At 62.9% G+C, this 17,520-nt stretch carries 13 protein-coding genes, 1 tRNA gene and 2 pseudogenes; 6 read left to right on the top strand and 10 right to left on the bottom strand.

Annotation, left to right across the window (positions count from 1 at the left end):
* Window positions 1–179: 179 nt before the first annotated feature.
* A complete protein-coding gene (locus EPN80_RS00355) occupies window positions 180–626 on the top strand; it encodes a hypothetical protein (RefSeq protein ID WP_293022210.1) in 447 nt (148 codons plus the stop codon).
* 166 nt (window positions 627–792) lie between these two features.
* Window positions 793–1,719, top strand: a pseudogene (locus EPN80_RS00350) (recombinase family protein); the annotation flags it as partial.
* 148 nt (window positions 1,720–1,867) lie between these two features.
* Here EPN80_RS00350 and EPN80_RS00345 read toward each other — a convergent pair.
* The 9 genes and pseudogenes from EPN80_RS00345 to def form a co-directional block, all read right to left on the bottom strand.
* Window positions 1,868–1,943 (bottom strand) — tRNA-Phe (locus EPN80_RS00345).
* A 66-nt stretch (window positions 1,944–2,009) separates the two neighbouring features.
* The gene (locus EPN80_RS00340; protein WP_293022208.1) at window positions 2,010–2,735 is read right to left on the bottom strand and encodes a response regulator; all 726 of its coding nucleotides are present in this window, start codon (window positions 2,733–2,735) and stop codon (window positions 2,010–2,012) included.
* Entirely contained in the window at window positions 2,736–5,072 is a 2,337-nt protein-coding gene (locus EPN80_RS00335; RefSeq protein WP_293022206.1) for a PAS domain-containing sensor histidine kinase, read from the bottom strand.
* Between the two features lie 115 nt (window positions 5,073–5,187).
* Window positions 5,188–5,766: pseudogene (locus EPN80_RS00330) on the bottom strand (DUF4390 domain-containing protein); the annotation flags it as partial.
* 2 nt (window positions 5,767–5,768) lie between these two features.
* Window positions 5,769–7,061 carry a 16S rRNA (cytosine(967)-C(5))-methyltransferase RsmB gene (gene rsmB / locus EPN80_RS00325; protein WP_293022204.1) on the bottom strand — a complete coding sequence of 431 codons (1,293 nt, stop codon included), beginning with the start codon at window positions 7,059–7,061 and terminating at the stop codon, window positions 5,769–5,771.
* Between the two features lie 77 nt (window positions 7,062–7,138).
* Window positions 7,139–7,999 (bottom strand): zinc metalloprotease HtpX, encoded by an 861-nt coding sequence (gene htpX, locus EPN80_RS00320; RefSeq protein ID WP_293022202.1) that lies wholly within the window; start codon window positions 7,997–7,999, stop codon window positions 7,139–7,141.
* Window positions 8,000–8,119: 120 nt separating this feature from the next.
* Window positions 8,120–8,752: a LysE family translocator gene (locus EPN80_RS00315; protein WP_293022200.1), complete on the bottom strand. Its 633-nt coding sequence runs from the start codon at window positions 8,750–8,752 to the stop codon at window positions 8,120–8,122.
* Entirely contained in the window at window positions 8,752–9,744 is a 993-nt protein-coding gene (gene fmt / locus EPN80_RS00310) for a methionyl-tRNA formyltransferase (RefSeq protein ID WP_293022198.1), read from the bottom strand. The genes EPN80_RS00315 and fmt overlap by 1 nt, the downstream gene beginning before the upstream one ends.
* Window positions 9,745–9,828: 84 nt before the next feature.
* Window positions 9,829–10,335, bottom strand: coding sequence for a peptide deformylase (def, locus tag EPN80_RS00305; RefSeq protein ID WP_293022196.1), 507 nt, complete (start codon window positions 10,333–10,335; stop codon window positions 9,829–9,831).
* Between the two features lie 203 nt (window positions 10,336–10,538).
* On the opposite strand from def, the gene dprA reads away from it, so the two are divergent.
* From dprA to EPN80_RS00290, 3 genes are all read left to right on the top strand, one after another.
* Window positions 10,539–11,681 carry a DNA-processing protein DprA gene (gene dprA / locus EPN80_RS00300; protein ID WP_293022194.1) on the top strand — a complete coding sequence of 381 codons (1,143 nt, stop codon included), beginning with the start codon at window positions 10,539–10,541 and terminating at the stop codon, window positions 11,679–11,681.
* Between the two features lie 10 nt (window positions 11,682–11,691).
* Window positions 11,692–12,081 (top strand): thioredoxin family protein, encoded by a 390-nt coding sequence (locus tag EPN80_RS00295; protein ID WP_293022192.1) that lies wholly within the window; start codon window positions 11,692–11,694, stop codon window positions 12,079–12,081.
* A gap of 165 nt (window positions 12,082–12,246) precedes the next feature.
* Window positions 12,247–14,856: a DNA topoisomerase III gene (locus tag EPN80_RS00290; protein WP_293022190.1), complete on the top strand. Its 2,610-nt coding sequence runs from the start codon at window positions 12,247–12,249 to the stop codon at window positions 14,854–14,856.
* Window positions 14,857–14,892: 36 nt separating this feature from the next.
* On the opposite strand, the gene EPN80_RS00285 is transcribed toward EPN80_RS00290, so the two are convergent.
* Window positions 14,893–15,879, bottom strand: coding sequence for a LysR family transcriptional regulator (locus tag EPN80_RS00285; protein WP_293022187.1), 987 nt, complete (start codon window positions 15,877–15,879; stop codon window positions 14,893–14,895).
* A gap of 181 nt (window positions 15,880–16,060) precedes the next feature.
* Here EPN80_RS00285 and hemN point away from each other — a divergent pair, with 181 nt between their 5' ends.
* A complete protein-coding gene (hemN, locus tag EPN80_RS00280; protein WP_293022185.1) occupies window positions 16,061–17,467 on the top strand; it encodes an oxygen-independent coproporphyrinogen III oxidase in 1,407 nt (468 codons plus the stop codon).
* The last annotated feature ends 53 nt before the right edge of the window (window positions 17,468–17,520 follow it).

Raw genomic sequence — 17,520 nt, 5'->3', positions numbered from 1 at the left:
GTCAATGACTTCTTCCCCTTTTGCACTGACAGGGCTCTGCCTTGTTAACTTCTACTACGTTAACACATAATTAAATATTCAATATCTATGCCCCGGTCGTCAACCAGCACCAATGAACGCATTCAATCGCGCTTACACACGTAAGCATGATCGGGCGCCCATTCCTGCGGGAGACATGGATGGCACTCAAGCCCTGTATTTGCTGCGGCGACCTGTTCGAACCGCGCCCGCAAACACCACATCAGACCTACTGCTCGTCATCGACATGTCAGCGAGCTCGAAAGCGTCAGTGGCAGCGGGAGAAGCTCAGCACCGATCCCGATTACCGTGACAACCAGCGGGACGCACAGCGCGCCTGGCAAAAGCGTCACCCGGATTACTGGCGCCAGTACCGGAGCGACCATCCGGATTATGTGGCCCGTAACCGAGCTCAACATCGGGATCAGCCCCAAAGCTCGTTCGGCGATTTTGCAAAGATGGACGTGTCGCCGATCGCCCCAGGGCTGTACTGGATTCGGCTGGCTGCCGCGCCAGGACGAGAGCCGAAGGCTTCGTGGCTTGTCGCGATCGAGCCGGTTTGCGTCGACTGCCCGTGCAAAAAGGATGCGTGCAAAGAGAGGACGTGATCGACATCGAAAAAGCCGGCCCTTACCGTCTTTCTCACACCATCTCTCGAACATCCTGCATGGGCGTAAATTCGGCGGCACCACGAGCTTCCTGCTCCCGGAACGCAGCCAACGGGCAACGGGAATCCGAGAGCGTTCAATCGTTTCACTCACGCGATCGGTTGCCATGTTGCAAGAAGAAGACCCTAGCGACGCCACGCCCTCGCCGGCCGTTCATCGGGCAGCAGAATATGTCCGGATGTCGACCGAACATCAGCAGTATTCGACGGAGAACCAGGCGGACAAGATCCGGGAGTATGCGAATCGTCGCGGCATCCAGATCGCCCGGACCTACGCGGACGAAGGCAAGAGTGGCCTGAGCATCGATGGGCGACACGCTCTCCAGCAGTTGATTCGGGACGTCGAGTCTGGTCACGCTGATTTCGAGATGATCCTGGTCTATGACGTCAGCCGGTGGGGACGTTTCCAGGATGCCGACGAAAGCGCCTATTACGAATACATCTGCCGACGAGCTGGCATTCAGGTCACATACTGCGCTGAACAGTTTGAGAACGATGGCTCGCCGGTTTCCACTATCGTGAAAGGCGTCAAACGAGCAATGGCCGGTGAATACAGCCGTGAACTGTCGGCCAAGGTTTTCGCTGGGCAATGTCGACTGATCGAGCTGGGATATCGTCAAGGTGGCCCCGCCGGCTATGGTCTGCGACGCGTCCTCGTGGACCAAAGCGGTACGTTTAAGGCCGAACTGGCGCGGGGTGACCACAAGAGCCTACAAACCGACCGCGTGATTCTGATGCCGGGCCCTGAGCCGGAGGTGGCCACGGTCAATCAGATCTATCGCTGGTTCGTCAACGATGGGTTGACCGAGTCGGAAATCGCAACGCGGCTCAACGCTCAATGTATCGGCACGGATCTGGGTCGAGACTGGACCCGTGCGACCGTCCGCCAGGTGCTCAGTAACGAGAAGTACATCGGCAACAACATCTACAACCGGATTTCATTCAAGCTCAAGAGGCATCGGGTAGTCAATCAGCCCGAGATGTGGATCCGGAAGGACGGCGCATTTGAGCCCATTGTGCCGGCCGAGATCTTTAACAGAGGGCGAAATATAGGCAAACCAGGCCGAAATCGGCCCGGTCCCGGGCGGCGCGTGGCACACGCAAAATCGCCAGGAAACCCGCATGGCGCGGGAAACGGCAGAAATGAAAACGCCCAACCGAGAGAGGTTGGGCGTCTAATTTTGGTGGCCTGGGACGGAATCGAACCATCGACACACGGATTTTCAATCCGCTGCTCTACCAACTGAGCTACCGGGCCAAGGAAGCGAGATTATAAGCAAATCCCGGTATGACTGCAAGCCGCCTGCAACAAATAGGCGGCGTTTCAGCGTTCGTGCTTGGCCCTGCTCAGTTCAACCCCCAATTGCTTGAGCTTGCGATACAAATGCGTCCGTTCCAGCCCGGTTTTCTCGGCCACACGCGTCATGCTGCCGTTTTCCTTGGTCAGGTGGTACTCGAAATAGGCGCGCTCGAAGGCGTCGCGCGCTTCGCGCAGCGGAACATCGAACGAAATGCCGGAGGACGACGCCGGCGCAGTGCCGTCATGAGTGCTGGCTCGGCTTGCCACGCCATTGCCGAACCCGTCCTCGTCGATATCGACATAGCTATCGGACTCGTCGTCGAGACCGGCCACCTCCACACCTGCCGCATCGGCGGCACCGACCTTGCCCGGGCCCGAGTCCTGTCTGCCGTGGGCGAGTCCCTGCGCGACCGCCTGCAGCAATTTCTGCAATGCGATCGGCTTCTCCAGGAAATTCAGCGCGCCAATCTTGGTCGCTTCGACCGCGGTATCGATCGTTGCATGTCCCGACATCATGATGACCGGCATCGTCAGTTGACCCTGTGCGGCCCACTCCTTGAGCAGCGTCACGCCATCGGTATCGGGCATCCAGATATCGAGCAGGACCAGATCCGGAACCTGCTGCGCGCGATAGGCGCGCGCAGCCTGGGCGTTCTCCGCCACTTCCACCACATGACCTTCGTCGCTGAGAATTTCCGAGAGCAACTCCCGGATACCCATTTCGTCGTCCACCACCAAGATGGTTGCCATTTACGCTACCTTCGTGTGTTCCACCGTCTGCTCGCCGGACGGCGCAGAGTCTTCTTTCAACTGCGTGAACAGAATCGCGATCTGTGCACCGATCACACCCTCGCCGTCGGGACCCGGTCGATTCCTGATGTCGATGCGCGCGTCGTGCTCATCGATGATCTTCTTGACCATCGCCAACCCCAGTCCCGTTCCCTTGGCCTTGGTGGTGGCATACGGCTCGAAGGCGCGAGTGAGAATGCGCGCCGAAAATCCCGGGCCGCTGTCGGTGATCGTCAGGCGCACCGCATTGCGCTTGCGTGCGCCGTCGCGCGACTCGCCTTCTTTGTATTCTACTGTCTTCGTTTCAATACTGATAAGAGGGTTTGCGGATTCAGCGACCGCGTCCTGCGCATTTTGCAGCAAATTGTGAATCACTTGGCGCAATTGCGTGGGATCGCCGCGAATAATCGGCAAATCGGCCGCCAGGTTGGCGGTGATGATGTGACGGCTGCCGTCGTCGGCGTACAGGCCCAGCACCTCGACGATCAAGTCGTTGAGCTGGAGGTTCTGCAACACGGCCGGCGGGGTGCGCGCATAGTCGCGAAAATCATCGACCATCCGCTTCATCGCAGCGACCTGATTGACGATCGTGGCAGCCCCCCTTCGCAGCACTTCCGCATCGGCCGGCGGCAGCTTGTCCGACAGCTTGTGCTGCAACCGTTCGGCCGACAGCTGGATGGGCGTCAGCGGATTCTTGATCTCGTGCGCCAGCCGGCGCGCCACCTCGCCCCAGGCTGCGGAACGCTGGGCCGAAATCACATCGCTGATGTCGTCGAACACCACCACATAGCCGCCGGTGTTTTGCGCACCCTCGGGCAAGCGCGCCCCGCGCACCAGCAACGTCACCGGATCGGGCTCGTTGGGCAGCGTCAGCGCGATCTGCTGTTGCCAATGCCCGCCCGTGAGCTCGGCATTCGCTCCCTGATCGGCAAACGCCTTGCGCAGGATCGCGCCAAATTCCACCAGGGCCGGTATATCGTCGAGCAGGCGATTGAGCTCGTCCTGGAAGCTCTGCTTGAAAATACGTTCGGCGCCCGGATTGGCCGTCGTCATTCGAAACTCGCGATCGAACACGAACACGCCGGCCGTCAGGTTGGAAAGAATACTCTCGAGATAGGCCTTGGAGCTCTCCAGCGCCAGGCGATTATGCTCCACCGCGATACGGGCATCGGCCAGCTGGCGTGTCATCGCATTGAACGCCTGGGTCAGGAAGCCGAGCTCGTCGTTGGTGCGCATCTCGTGCTTGGGCGTGTAGTCGCCCTCGGCCACCTCCTTGGTGCCCTTGGCCAGCAAAAACAGCGGGCGAGCCAGCTGGTTGCCCAGCGCCAGCGCCAGCATCATTGCCACGAACGTCGCCAGGAACAGGCTCAGGGTCAGCGTGCCGATATACATTTTGCGCAGCCCCGTGCGCCCCAGGGCCTTCTCCTGATACTCGCGATAGGCGGTCTGCACCGCCTCGGCGTTGCTGGCAAGATTACGCGGCACGAGCTGAGTGACTTGCAGCAACCGCTGGCTGCTGCGCAGCGACGCGCCATACGACGACGGTATCGGGATGATGACGAGCCAGCGCAGCTGATTGCTTTGCGCGTCGCTGCTCTTGATGTCGCCGCCGCTGTCGATGCTCTCGTTGCCGCCCTCGAATCCGGCATAGCCGCCCGGCGCGCGCGCCTGGCGCAGTTCAAGGGCGGTTGGCGCCTGGGGCAGCAACTGACTGAAATTGCTCGAGGCCGAGGCCAGCACACGGCCGTTGCTGTCGAGCACGGTGGCCTCCTGCAGGCCGAACTGGTCACGCAGGCGCAGCAGGCCCAGCGACGAGGTCGGGTCGCCGCTTGCCGCCAGTTGATCCGCAACCAGATGCGCCTTGTTGCGCAGATCGCTCAGCCCATTGTCGAGCACCGCCCGGCCAAGCTCAAGGCCGGAGTCGAGCGCCGACTCGACGCGCACGTCGAACCACGATTCGATACTGCGAGATACGAACTGGAGCGATACCAGATAGATGATCACTCCGGGCAACACGCCGACCAGGGCAAAGTAGAACGCCAGCTTGGCAAGCAAGCGCGTGCCGAATTTGCCCTGCCGCAAACGCGCTACGATGATCCAGATCAGCGAGAAAAAGATCAGCAGGAAAATCAGCGCGACCGCGACGTTCGCGCCATAGAGCCACGAGTAATAGCGATCGAAAAACTCGGTGTTGGCGCTTGCCAGCGCCAATAGAATAAGCAACACCAAGGCGACCACCGCGACGGTGGCAACCAGCGCGCGACTGACGATTCGTTTGAGACGGTCGCTATTTGCCATGATCGGCGGCACTGGCCGGCCCCGGTACAGGTACAGGTACAGGTAACACCCCGCTCGCGGCGCTCGAAGCTGGCGCTGCCTCCGACACGGACGCAGCCGGCGGCGCAGGTGCCGGCTCGGCCGGCTGCGTCGGGGTAAAGATGAAATGCTTCCAGCTGGAACTCATATTCCAGTCCCGGTTATTGACGGCATCGATCTGAAACGGCTTGGGCATCAAAGCGGTATCGAGCCGCATGCGCACCGAGGCATGGTAAGTCTCGCCCGGCCTGACTTCATCACTTTTGATGACCCGCCAGGCGCTGACGTTGCGCACCAGGGCCAACGCCGACGCCAGCGTCGGAAACCCGAGTTGCAGGCCACCGCCGTTCGAGACGCGGTACTGGCGAGTCAGCGGCTGAAACCACAGACGGGTGCTTTGCGAGGCACTGACCACCTGCCGGTCGAACCAGTACCAGCGCGACTGGGTCAGCTCGAAATCAGTCGTGAAGTAAAGCGGAATGCCTCGATTGACCGCATCCTCCAGACTGCTGTTGAGCACGAAGTCGAAGTGGGCATCCAGCGTCCAGCCGCCGGCGCCGCGTTCGAGCCGGGTATCGCCGACCTTGATCTCGTTATCCGCGCGCGCAGCGTCCGTGCGCGACAGCGCAGAAGCAGCCAGCAGCAGCGTGAGCCAAACCAGGAGCGGTCGTCGCAAGGTTACCGTTTCCGAAAGCGTGCGTAAAAAAAGCCGTCGTGCGCGCCGTCAGGGGCTGGCAACAACTGGCCGGGAGCGTCCAATCGTACCGCATCTGGCGAGACTCGTTCAAACCATTGCGCCTGGGCCTCGTTTTCGTCCGGAAATATCGAACAGGTGACGTATAGCAGTTCGCCACCGGCCGCCAGGGCACCCCACAAGGCCTGCAGGATGCGGCGTTGCGTCAGGACCAGGCGGGGGACGTCGTCGGCGCGACGCAACCAGCGGATGTCAGGATGGCGCCGCACGATACCCGAGGCCGAGCATGGCACATCGGCCAGAATGCGTTCGAACGGCCGGCCGTCCCACCATTGCGCCGGGTCGCCGGCATCGCCCACGCGCACCGTCGCGTGCAGCCCCAGCCGATCGAGATTCTGATCAATGCGATCGGCGCGGCCGGCATCGGCCTCGAGCGCTACCAGGTCGATATCGGCCAGTTCGAGCAAGTGCCCGGTCTTGCCGCCAGGGGCCGCGCAAGCATCGAGCACGCGCATGCCGTCGGCCGCGCACAGGAGCGGCGCGGCGAGTTGCGCTCCGGCATCCTGAACCGACAACAGGCCTTGTTGGAATCCCGGTAACCGCTCGACGGGCACTGCGCGCGCGAGCCGGATCGCCGCGGCATCGCTCGGCTCGCCATCCAGGCCGGCCGCACGCAGGCTTGCCAGCGCCGCCTCCAGCGTCGTGCGACGACGATTCACGCGTACCGTCAGCGGCCCGCGCGTATCGCCGGCCGTCAAAATCGACTCCCATTGCGTGGGCCACGCGCGACGCACTGCATCGATCCACCACAGCGGATAATTCCAGCGCGCCTCGGGTTGTTGCATGACCTGCGCCGTGAGTGTCTCCTGTTCGCGCAGGAAGCGTCGCAGCACCGCATTGACGAACCCTTTGGCCGACGCCGTGCGAACGTTGGCCGCCACCGCGGCGACGGCCTGGTCGACGACCGTGAAGGGCGGATAGGCCGCCTCGCCAGGCGCATCCAGCAGCAACGCCAGGGCGCACAGCAATATACCCCGCACCTGACCGGCGGGCGCCTGTCTGGCCAGGGCGGCGAGCAACGCCCGCGTCGTCCCGAGGCGGCGCATCGCGCGATACGACAAATCCTGCGCCGCCGCCCGCGCGTTGACCGGCGCACCGAGCGTCGCGCGGCCGAGGGCCGCCGGCAGGGCGGTGCCGCTCAGGACGGCATCAACGGCGCGCGCGGCGCGGTCGAGCGAAAAAGCCAGGCCTTCCGGATTCAACGATGATTTCGGCATGAAGCGTAGTGCCGCACGACGCGGCCTCAAAAAAAGAAATGCCCGCACCAGGCGGGCAGGTCGGTTGGCGATACCTGTTAAACCGGATACTGCCCGGTGCGCGCCATTTCCATCAGGCGGGCAATCCGGTCTTCGGTGGCCGGATGAGTCGAGAACAGATTGGCGATCGCGCCGCCCGCGAGCGGGTTCATGATCATCATCTGGGCCGTGGCGGGGTGTTCTTCGGCCGCCGCGAACGGGATTCCCTGCGCGTACCGATGAATCTTGTCGAGCGCCGAGGCCAGCGCCTGCGGGTCACCCGAAATTTCTGCGCCGCCGCGGTCCGCCTCATACTCTCGCGCGCGCGAAATCGCCATCTGGATCATCATCGCGGCCAGTGGCGCGAGAATCGCGACCGCGATGCTGGCGATCGGATTGGCCGGGCGGCCATTCTCATCGCGCCCGCCGAAAAACATCGCGAAATTGGCCAATGCCGAAATGGCGCCGGCCATGGTCGCCGAAATCGTCGAGATCAGAATATCGCGATGCCGCACGTGCGTCAGCTCATGCGCCATGACACCGCGCAACTCCCGCTCGGACAAGACCCGCAGGATGCCGGTGGTGGCGGCCACCGCGGCGTGTTCGGGGTTGCGCCCGGTGGCAAACGCGTTGGGAGCATCCTCGTCGATCAGGTACACACGCGGCATCGGCAAGCCGGCCCGTTGCGCCAGTTCCTGGACGACACCGTAAAACTGCGGCGCATTGGTCTGGTCGACCTCCTGCGCGTTATACATGCGCAGCACCATCTTGTCGGAAAACCAGTACGAAAAGAAATTCATCGCCAGCGCAAACGCAAGCGCCATCATCATGCCTCGCTGGCCCCCGATCACTCCGCCCACGACAACGAACAACGCCGTAATGGCGGCCATCAGGATGGTCGTTTTCACCCAATTGAACATGCGCGTCTCTCCTTGCGTGCGAAGCGTTGCAGAGCCATACGGCTCGACCACCTTATGTAGTCGGCGCTTTAGATGGGGGAATTTTCCAAAAATTCAAGCGCTTAGGATCTGTCTTAAACGCTAGCGCCTCACCAGAGCCAGGCGCAGGCCGAGCCCGATGAAAGCGCCGCCGACGATCCGGTTCAGCCAGCGTTTGAGCGCGGGACGCTGCCCCATGCGGTGTGTGAGGCTGCCTGCCATCCATGCCACGCCGCTGTTCCAGACCGTGCTCATGGCGACGATGATCGCGCCCAGCGTGAGAAACGCAAGCGCCTGGTGAGGACTGTCGCCACGCACGAACTGCGGCAGGAAGGAAAGGAAGAAAAGGATCACTTTGGGGTTCATGACGTTGGTCAGGAAGCCCTGCAGAAACACCGCCCGCAGCGATCGCTGGGGCGCCGTCTCGGTCGGCCCCGCCGGTGCCGCGTGGCGCGCGCTCAACAACCGAACGCCCAGATAGATCAAATAGGCTGCGCCGGAAAACTTGATGATGGTGAAAGCCAGCGGCGAGGCGGCCAGCAGCGCAGTCAGCCCAAACGTGCTGGCCAGCGTATGGACGCAGCAGCCGGCGGAAATGCCCAGCGCGGAGGCCACGCCCGCCGCACGCCCCTGCGCGACACTGCGCCCGACGATATAAGCCGTATCGGGGCCAGGGGTGACATTAAGCAAAAAGACGGTCAACACGAACAACGGCAGACTTGAGATACCCAGCATCATGCACTCCTGGCCGCACCCAGGCGCTCGCCTGGCTGAATGGGAAACCCTTGCAGAAACTCGCGCGTCGGCAAACGTTTGCCGCCAGGCTTCTGCCATTGCGTGATGCGCACGGCCTGCCCCGCATCGGCCGCGCCGCAGGCGATCACCACCCCCTCGGGTCCGACTGACAATACCGTGCCCGCGGCCGCCCCAAAAGCGTGCCCGTCGGCGATCTGGGCACGCCATACCTTGAGCGCTGCATCATGCAGCTCGGTCATCGCGCCCGGAAACGGGTCGAACGCCCGAATCTGGCAAACGAGTTGCTGCGCGCTGCGGGTCCAGTCGAGCACGGCCTCGTCTTTGCCGATCTTGGCCGCGTAGGTTACCCCGTCGGCCGGCTGCGGCGTGGCCGGCAAGTTGCCGTCGCGCGCCAATTGGGTGAGCGCCAGGACGATCTGGCGAGCGCCCAGCGATGCGAGTCGATCGTGCAAGGTTGCGGTCGTGTCGTCGGGGCCGATCGGCTCGCGCGCGACCGACACCATGGCGCCGGTATCCAGCCCGGCATCCATTTGCATGATGGTGATGCCGGTCTCATGGTCGCCTGCCTCGATCGCGCGATGAATCGGCGCGGCGCCGCGCCAGCGCGGCAGCAGCGATGCGTGGATATTGAGACAGCCGTAGCGGGGAATATCGAGCACCTCCTGCGGCAGTAACAGGCCGTAAGCCGCCACCACCATCACGTCGGCATGCGCCTGGCGCAATTGCGCGAGCGCCTCGGCGGCTTGCTCGGGATACTTGCCAGTGCGTTTGAGCGACGGCGGCTGCGCCACCGGCAAGCCGTGCGCCAGCGCGAACTGCTTGACCGGGCTGGCGTGAAGTTTCATGCCGCGCCCCGCCGGACGGTCAGGCTGGGTCAGCACCAGCGGCACCTCGAAGCCTGCCGCTTGAATCGCAGCCAGGGCGGTTTCGGCAAATTCCGGCGTACCGGCAAAGACAACGCGCAAGGTCATGGGAGGTCGGGAATTCGAGTGAAAACAACCGGCTGCCAGGTCGTCATGGCAACTTGCCGACAAAGGGTACCGCGGTGTGCCCGCTCAGCCGGCTTCCCGCTCCAGCTTTTTCATTCGGCCCTTGATGCGGTTGCGTTTGAGCGGCGACAGGTATTCGACGAACACGTGGCCTTTCAGATGATCGATTTCATGCTGGACGCATACTGCCAGCAATCCCTCCGCCTCCAGCTCGAACGACTTGCCGTACTGGTCGAGCGCGCGCACGCGTACCCGCTCCGCACGCTCGACGTCGTCGTAGATGCCTGGCACCGACAGGCAGCCTTCTTCCCAGACCTTCCTCGCTTCGCTGCGCCAGACGATCTCCGGGTTGATGAAGACCTGCAACGCATCGCGCGCATCGGAGATATCGATCACGATCACCTGCTCGTGGACGTCGACCTGGGTTGCCGCCAGCCCGACGCCCGGCGCGTCGTACATGGTCTCGGCCATGTCGGCGACCAGCTGGCGGATGCGCTCGTCCACCGCGCCGACGGGTTTGGCGATCTTGTGCAGCCGCGGATCGGGGTAACGAAGGATATTAAGTAACGCCATGGCAAATGTTTAGGACAGCGCCGCCTTGTCACGGGTCAACCGCTGCATGCAGAATCAGCGTCCGCACCGAGCAGCGCCGATCGTCGGGAAAACGGCCGAAAGCCCGCGCATGGCTCGCAACTTCATATATTGGATAATGGAAAATTTTAGCACAGCGCTCGCCTGGCCGCCCGCCGCCGCCAGCGCCAACCACCCGCGCCGCCATGCCCAGTTCCGCCGATGAAATCCGCGACTGGCTGCGCTTGATGAACACTGCTGGCGTGGGCCCCGAATTCGCCCGCAAATTGCTTGCGGCGTTCGGCTTGCCCGCCCAGATCTTCGCGCAATCCGCGCGCACGCTCGCCACGGTCGTGCCGCCCCGCCTGGCCGCTGCCCTGCTGGCCCGGCCTGACCAGCCCTTCGAAGCGCTGGCGGCCCGCACCGCAGCCTGGGCGGCCGAACCAGGCAATCATTTCCTCACCCTGGCCGACCCCGACTACCCGCCCGCGCTACTGGATCTCGCGGATCCGCCGCCCGTGCTCTATGCCAAGGGACAACTCGCAAGGCTGAGCCGCCCAGGCGTGGCGATCGTCGGCAGCCGCCATGCGACGCCTCAGGGCCTGGCCAATGCCGAGGCCTTTGCACGCACTCTCGGCGGCGCCGGCCTGACGATCGCATCGGGCCTCGCCCTGGGAATCGACGCGGCAGCCCACACAGGCGCCCTGGGCACGGCGGGCAGCACCGCGGCGGCCGTGGGCACCGGCCTCGATATCGTGTATCCCGGGCGACATCGCACGCTCGCTGCACGTATCGCGGCCGACGGCGTGCTGCTGTCGGAATTTCCGCTCGGCACCCCGGCCCTGAGCCATCACTTTCCGCGCCGCAACCGCCTGATCGCCGCGCTGTGCCGCGGCACGCTGGTGGTCGAGGCGGCCGCCCAATCCGGTTCGCTGATCACCGCGCGGCTGGCCGCCGAACTCGGGCGCGAGGTGTTCGCCATGCCGGGCTCGATCCACTCGCCGCTGGCCAAGGGGTGTCATCAACTCCTCAAGCAGGGCGCCAAGCTGGTCGAGACCGCACAGGACATTTTCGAGGAGTTGCGCTGGGCCGCCGGCGAGGCGCCATGCGCGCCGCCCGCCAGGCTGATGCCGCTTCGACCCAGTTTGGCTCGCCCGGGTCATGACGGCCCGGCCAGCGACGACACCTTGCTGCGGGCGCTGGGGTATGATCCGGTGAGCGTCGACCAACTGTGCGAGCAAACCGGCGTGCCGGCCGCGCAAATGCAAAGACGCCTGTTGGCGCTGGAGCTGGAGGGCGCCGTGACCCGCCTGCCTGGCGGACTTTACCAGCGCACCACCCAGATTTGACACGTTTTTCATGGCTGCTCTCGACCCCGTCGCCCAGCGTGACCTCATCATCGCCAAGCTCAACACGCCGGATACGCTGTTGGTCGCATGCCTGTGCGCGGCATGGTGCGGTACCTGCCGCGAATACCAGCAAGCCTTCGATGCGCTGGCCGACAGCCATCCCGAGATGTGTTTCGTTTGGGTCGATATCGAAGATCATGGCGATTGGCTCGACGATCACGACATCGAAAACTTCCCGACCATCTTGATTCAGGACGAACATCGCCCTCGTTTTTTTGGCACCGTGTTGCCATTTGCCAATATCCTGGAGCGCATGCTGAACGATCCCGCGACCCTCGGCAGCGATACGCCGCAGGCCCCCGATCTGCGCGCCCACCTCACCGCAACCGGCGCCCGCTGAGCACCGCCCATCGCCTGCCGGCCCGTCGCTGCCATGCTTGCCGATTGATAAAACGGCGCTTATTATGTGCCGCGTCTGGGCCCCGGATGCCGGCCCAGCGTGCGCCGGTATGTTATAAAGCGATCGAATACAGTCCGGCCGTCCCTCGAAACCCTATAGAACGTCATGTCAAAAGCCCTGATCATTGCTGAAAAACCGTCCGTCGCGAATGACATCGCGCGGGCCCTGGGCGGCTTCACCAAACACGACGACTATTTCGAGAGCGACGATTTCGTGCTGTCCTCCGCCGTCGGTCACCTGCTGGAGATTGGCGCGCCCGAAGAATATGAAGTCAAGCGCGGCAAATGGAGCTTCGCCCATCTGCCGGTCATTCCGCCGCATTTCGACCTCAAGCCGATCGCCAAGAGCGAGTCGCGCCTGAAAGTGCTGACCCGGCTGATCAAGCGCAAAGACGTCGACCGCCTGATCAACGCTTGCGACGCGGGTCGCGAGGGTGAATTGATTTTCCGGCTGATCGTCCAGCACGCCAAGGCCAGGCAACCGGTCACGCGACTCTGGCTGCAGTCGATGACCCCGCAGTCGATCCGCGACGGTTTCGCCAAGTTGCGCGACGACGCCGACATGCTGCCGCTGGCGGACGCCGCGCGCAGCCGCTCGGAAGCCGACTGGCTGGTGGGCATCAATGGCACGCGCGCCATGACTGCCTTCAACAGCAAGGGCGGCGGCTTTTTCCTGACGACCGTTGGGCGCGTACAAACGCCAACGTTGTCGATCGTCGTCGAACGGGAAGAAAAGATCCGCAAGTTCGTGTCGCGCGCCTACTGGGAAGTCAAGGCGCAATTTGTCTGTGCCGCCGGATTTTACGAAGGGCGCTGGTTCGACCCGCAGTTCAAGCGCAACGAATTCGACCCTGAACAGCGCGATTCGCGCCTGTGGAGCCAGGCCGCCGCCGAATCGGTGGTCGCCGCCTGCCGCGGCAAGCCGGGTACCGTGACGGAAGACGCCAAACCGTCCACACAGCTCTCGCCGCTGCTGTTCGACCTGACCAGCCTGCAACGCGAAGCCAACTCGCGCTTCGGCTTCTCGGCCAAGAACACGCTGGGCCTGGCGCAGGCGCTCTACGAAAAACACAAGGTCCTGACCTACCCCCGGACCGACGCGCGCGCGCTGCCCGAAGACTACCTTGCGACCGTCAAGGAAACGCTCGAAGTCCTCAAGGAAAGCAACAACTACAACCCGTTCGCCAAGCAGATTCTCAGCGCGGGTTGGGTCAAGCCGAACCGGCGCATTTTCGACAACAGCAAGATCAGCGATCACTTCGCCATCATCCCGACCCTGCAGGCGCCGAAAAATCTGTCCGAGCCCGAACAGAAGCTTTACGACCTGGTGGTTCGACGGTTTCTCGCCGTGTTCTTCCCGGCGGCCGAATACCTCGTCACCACGCGCATCACCGAGGTCGTCGGACATCGGTTCAAAACCGAAGGCAAGGTGCTGGTCGCCGCCGGCTGGCTCGCGGTCTACGGCAAGGAATCGGCACCTGCTGCCGACGACAAATCGGCCAAGGACGGCGAGAGCGGCAATCTGGTGCCGGTCGCCAAAGACGAAAAAGTCAAAACCGACGCCATCGAGGCCGTCGGCCTGCAGACCAAGCCGCCTGCACGCTACTCCGAAGCCACGCTGCTCTCGGCAATGGAAGGCGCCGGCAAGCTGGTGGAGGACGACGAGCTCCGCCAGGCGATGGCAGGCAAGGGGTTGGGCACGCCGGCGACACGCGCTGCCATTATCGAAGGACTGCTGACAGAAAAATATCTGGTGCGCGAGGGGCGCGAACTGCACCCCACCGCCAAGGCCTTCCAGTTGATGACATTGCTGCGAGGCCTGGGCGTCGACGAATTGACATTGCCCGAACTGACCGGCGAGTGGGAGGCCAAGCTCTCGCAAATCGAACGCGGACAGCTCAAGCGCGACGCATTCATGCAGGAAATCGCGCAAATGACGCAGACCATCGTCAAGCGCGCCAAGGAATACGACTCCGACACGGTGCCGGGCGACTATGCCACGCTGACCAGCCCCTGCCCGAATTGCGGCGGCGTCGTGAAAGAGAACTATCGACGCTTTGCCTGCACCAACTGTGCCTTCTCGATCTCGAAAATCCCGGGCAGCCGGCAATTCGAAATCCCGGAAGTCGAGGAATTGCTGAAAACCAAGCAGATTGGTCCGCTGACCGGCTTTCGCAGCAAAATGGGCCGGCCGTTCTCGGCCATTCTCAAGCTCGTCGAAGATAAAGAGGCCGGATATAAGCTGGAATTCGACTTCGGTCAGGACAGCGGCGACGAAAACGGCGAGCCCCCCGATTTTTCGGCACAAGAGCCGCTTGGTCTCTGCCCGAAATGCGGCGGCAAGGTCTACGAGCACGGCATGCGCTACGTGTGCGAAAACAGCGTCGCCCAACCGAAGACCTGCGATTTCACCTCTGGCAAAGTGATCCTGCAGCAGGAGATCTCACGCGAGCAATTCCAAAAATTGCTGTCCGACGGCAAAACCGACTTGCTGCCGAACTTCAAATCGTCTCGCACCGGCCGCACTTTCAAGGCCTATCTGGCCAAGCAAAAAGACGGCAAGATCGGTTTCGAGTTCGAGGAGAAGGCGCCGCGCAAAACGGCCGCAGCCACGCCGGGCAAGGCCGCAGCGGCCGTCAAGACCGCCAGGAAAACGCCAGCCCGGCGCACCAAGCGCGCCGCCGGCGATGAATCGGCCGGGCCAAGCGACGAGTAATCGGGTTGCGCCGGGCGCGCCGGCGAAATAGCGGCGCTAGCGCACCGATTGCTGCCAGTCTTCCCCAGCAGCAGGCATGGCGATGCCGCCTTCGCGCTGCGCCAGCCAGCAATCGGTACGCGGCTTGGCGTCGGCCTGGCGGAAGCATTCCACGGTCATGTCGATGAACGTGCGAATCTTCGCCGACAGGTGCTTGCGGCTCGGATAGACCAGGTTCACGTCGAATGTCGGCAGCGTATAGTCGGGCAGCAACGCCACCATATCGCCATGCTTGAGGTCGCTGCCGACCAAATATGAGGGCAGGAACGCGATACCGTGCCCGAGCAATACGCTCTGGCGCAGCATGGCGGTGTTGTTGCAGATGAACTGATTCTGAAATTGGATGCGAATTTCCTCTCCATCCGCGCTGGTGAAAATCCGCTCGTTTCCAAAAATCTCGCTGGGCATGCCCAGCATCGCGTGTTGCGCCAGGTCGTGCGGCGTGTTCGGCGTGCCGTGCGCGGCCAGATAGCCGGGCGACGCACACACCAAGACGCAGGTCTCCGACAACAGCCGCGTGATCAGCGTTTCGCTTTGCACCATATGCGCGGCGACGATGCCGACGTCATAACCCTCTTCGACCATATCGAACGGCCGATCCGTCAGGGTCAGATCCACCAGCACCTGCGGGTGTTGCTTTTGATAACGGTGCATCAGCGGCGCCAGATTGCGCAATGTGAACGACACCGGCGCAACCACGCGCAGCACGCCCTTGGGCTCGCTGGACGCGCTGGAGACCATCGCGTCGGCCTCCTCGACCTCGTCGATAATCTGCCGACAACGCTCCAAATACGCTTGTCCGGCCCCCGTGAGCGAGAGACTGCGCGTCGTGCGATTGAGCAGGCGAACGCCCAAATGCGATTCCAGCTCCGCGACATGGCGCGTGACCACTGCGGCAGACAAATCGAGCTGCGCAGCAGCTCGGGCAAAACTGCCGTTATCGGCCACCTTGACGAAAACGCGCATCGACTGCAAGCGATCCATGAAATATTCGACGACCCTTCGGGCCGCGCCAGCGATGACAAAACGAAATCTTACAGGAAGGCGCGTCAACGCGTCGGCTGCGCCATTACGCCTTCCTTTCTTGACTAAAGTTAAGGTGCATACGATGAATCTGCACTAAAGTTTGTCTATTAATCCATTTTGTCGGCACATCCCCGCGCACATGCCCAACCCATCCGAAGCACTCTCCGTGGACGACCTGTTCGACCCCGCGCTGCTGCGCAAGTACGATCTCAACGGGCCGCGCTACACCTCGTACCCCACGGCGCCGCAATTCCACGACCGCTTCGGCGCCGCCGAATATCGCCAGGCGGCCGCGCAGAACCGTCAGAGCGGGCAACCACTGTCGCTCTACATGCATCTGCCGTTTTGCGACACCGTCTGTTTCTACTGCGCCTGCAATAAAGTCATCACGCGCAACCGCGCCCGCACCCGTCCCTACCTCGATCGCCTGTACCGCGAAATCGCTGCGCAGGCCGCCCTGTTCGATGGCGCGCGGCGTCCGATTGCGCAATTGCACTGGGGCGGCGGCACGCCGACGTTTCTGTCGCACGACGAAATGAGCGAGTTGATGGCCGTCACGGGCGCTCATTTCCAGCTGCTGGGCGACGACCAGGGCGAATACTCGATCGAGGTCGACCCGCGCGAGGCCAGCCCCGACACCATCGCCCTGCTGCGCGAGCTAGGTTTCAACCGGCTGAGCGTGGGCGTGCAGGACTTCGATCCGCAGGTGCAGCGCGCCGTCAACCGGATTCAGCCGCGCGCCGTGACCGAGGCCACGGTGAACGCCGCACGCCAGACCGGATTCCGCTCGATCAGCCTCGATCTGATCTACGGCCTGCCGCACCAGTCGGTCGCCAGCTTTTCGCGCACCCTCGATGCGGTGCTGGAACTGGCGCCCGATCGGCTGTCGGTGTTCAACTACGCACACCTGCCGCAGTTCTTCAAGATGCAGCAGCAAATCGACGAGTCGGCGCTGCCCGGCCCGGCTGAGAAATTGGCAATCCTCAAGACCTCGATCGAGCGCCTTGGCGAGGCCGGCTACGTCTATATCGGCATGGACCATTTCGCCCGGCCCGATGACGAGCTGGCCCAGGCGCAGGTCAATCGCACCCTGTACCGGAATTTCCAGGGCTACAGCACCCATGCCGATTGCGATCTGATCGGACTGGGCGTCTCCGCCATCGGCAAGATAGGTAATTTTTACGCACAAAATCTCAAAGTTCTGCCCGACTATCAAAATGCCATCGACGCCGAAGGCTTGGCGGTCACGCGCGGCATCATGCTCAACGACGACGACCTGCTGCGCCGCGCCGTCATCAACCAGTTGATGTGCCACTTCGAATTGCCGCTCGAACCGCTCGAGACGCAATTCGGCATCGACCCCGCCGACTACTTCCGCGACGAATTCGAACGACTGCGCGCCTTCGAGGCCGACGGCCTGCTCGCCATCGAACCCGACCGGCTGCGCGTGCGACCGGCTGGGCGCCTGCTGGTACGCAACATCTGCATGGTGTTCGATCGCTATCTTGCCGCGCAGCCGGCGCAGCGCTTCTCCAAGACTCTCTGAGGCACCATACGCAAAAAACCCGCAGCATCGATGCCGCGGGTTTTTTTGTGTCA

Source organism: Pandoraea sp., from assembly GCF_004297875.1.
GTDB lineage: Bacteria > Pseudomonadota > Gammaproteobacteria > Burkholderiales > Burkholderiaceae > Pandoraea.
This window is presented reverse-complemented; position numbering and strand designations above follow the sequence as displayed.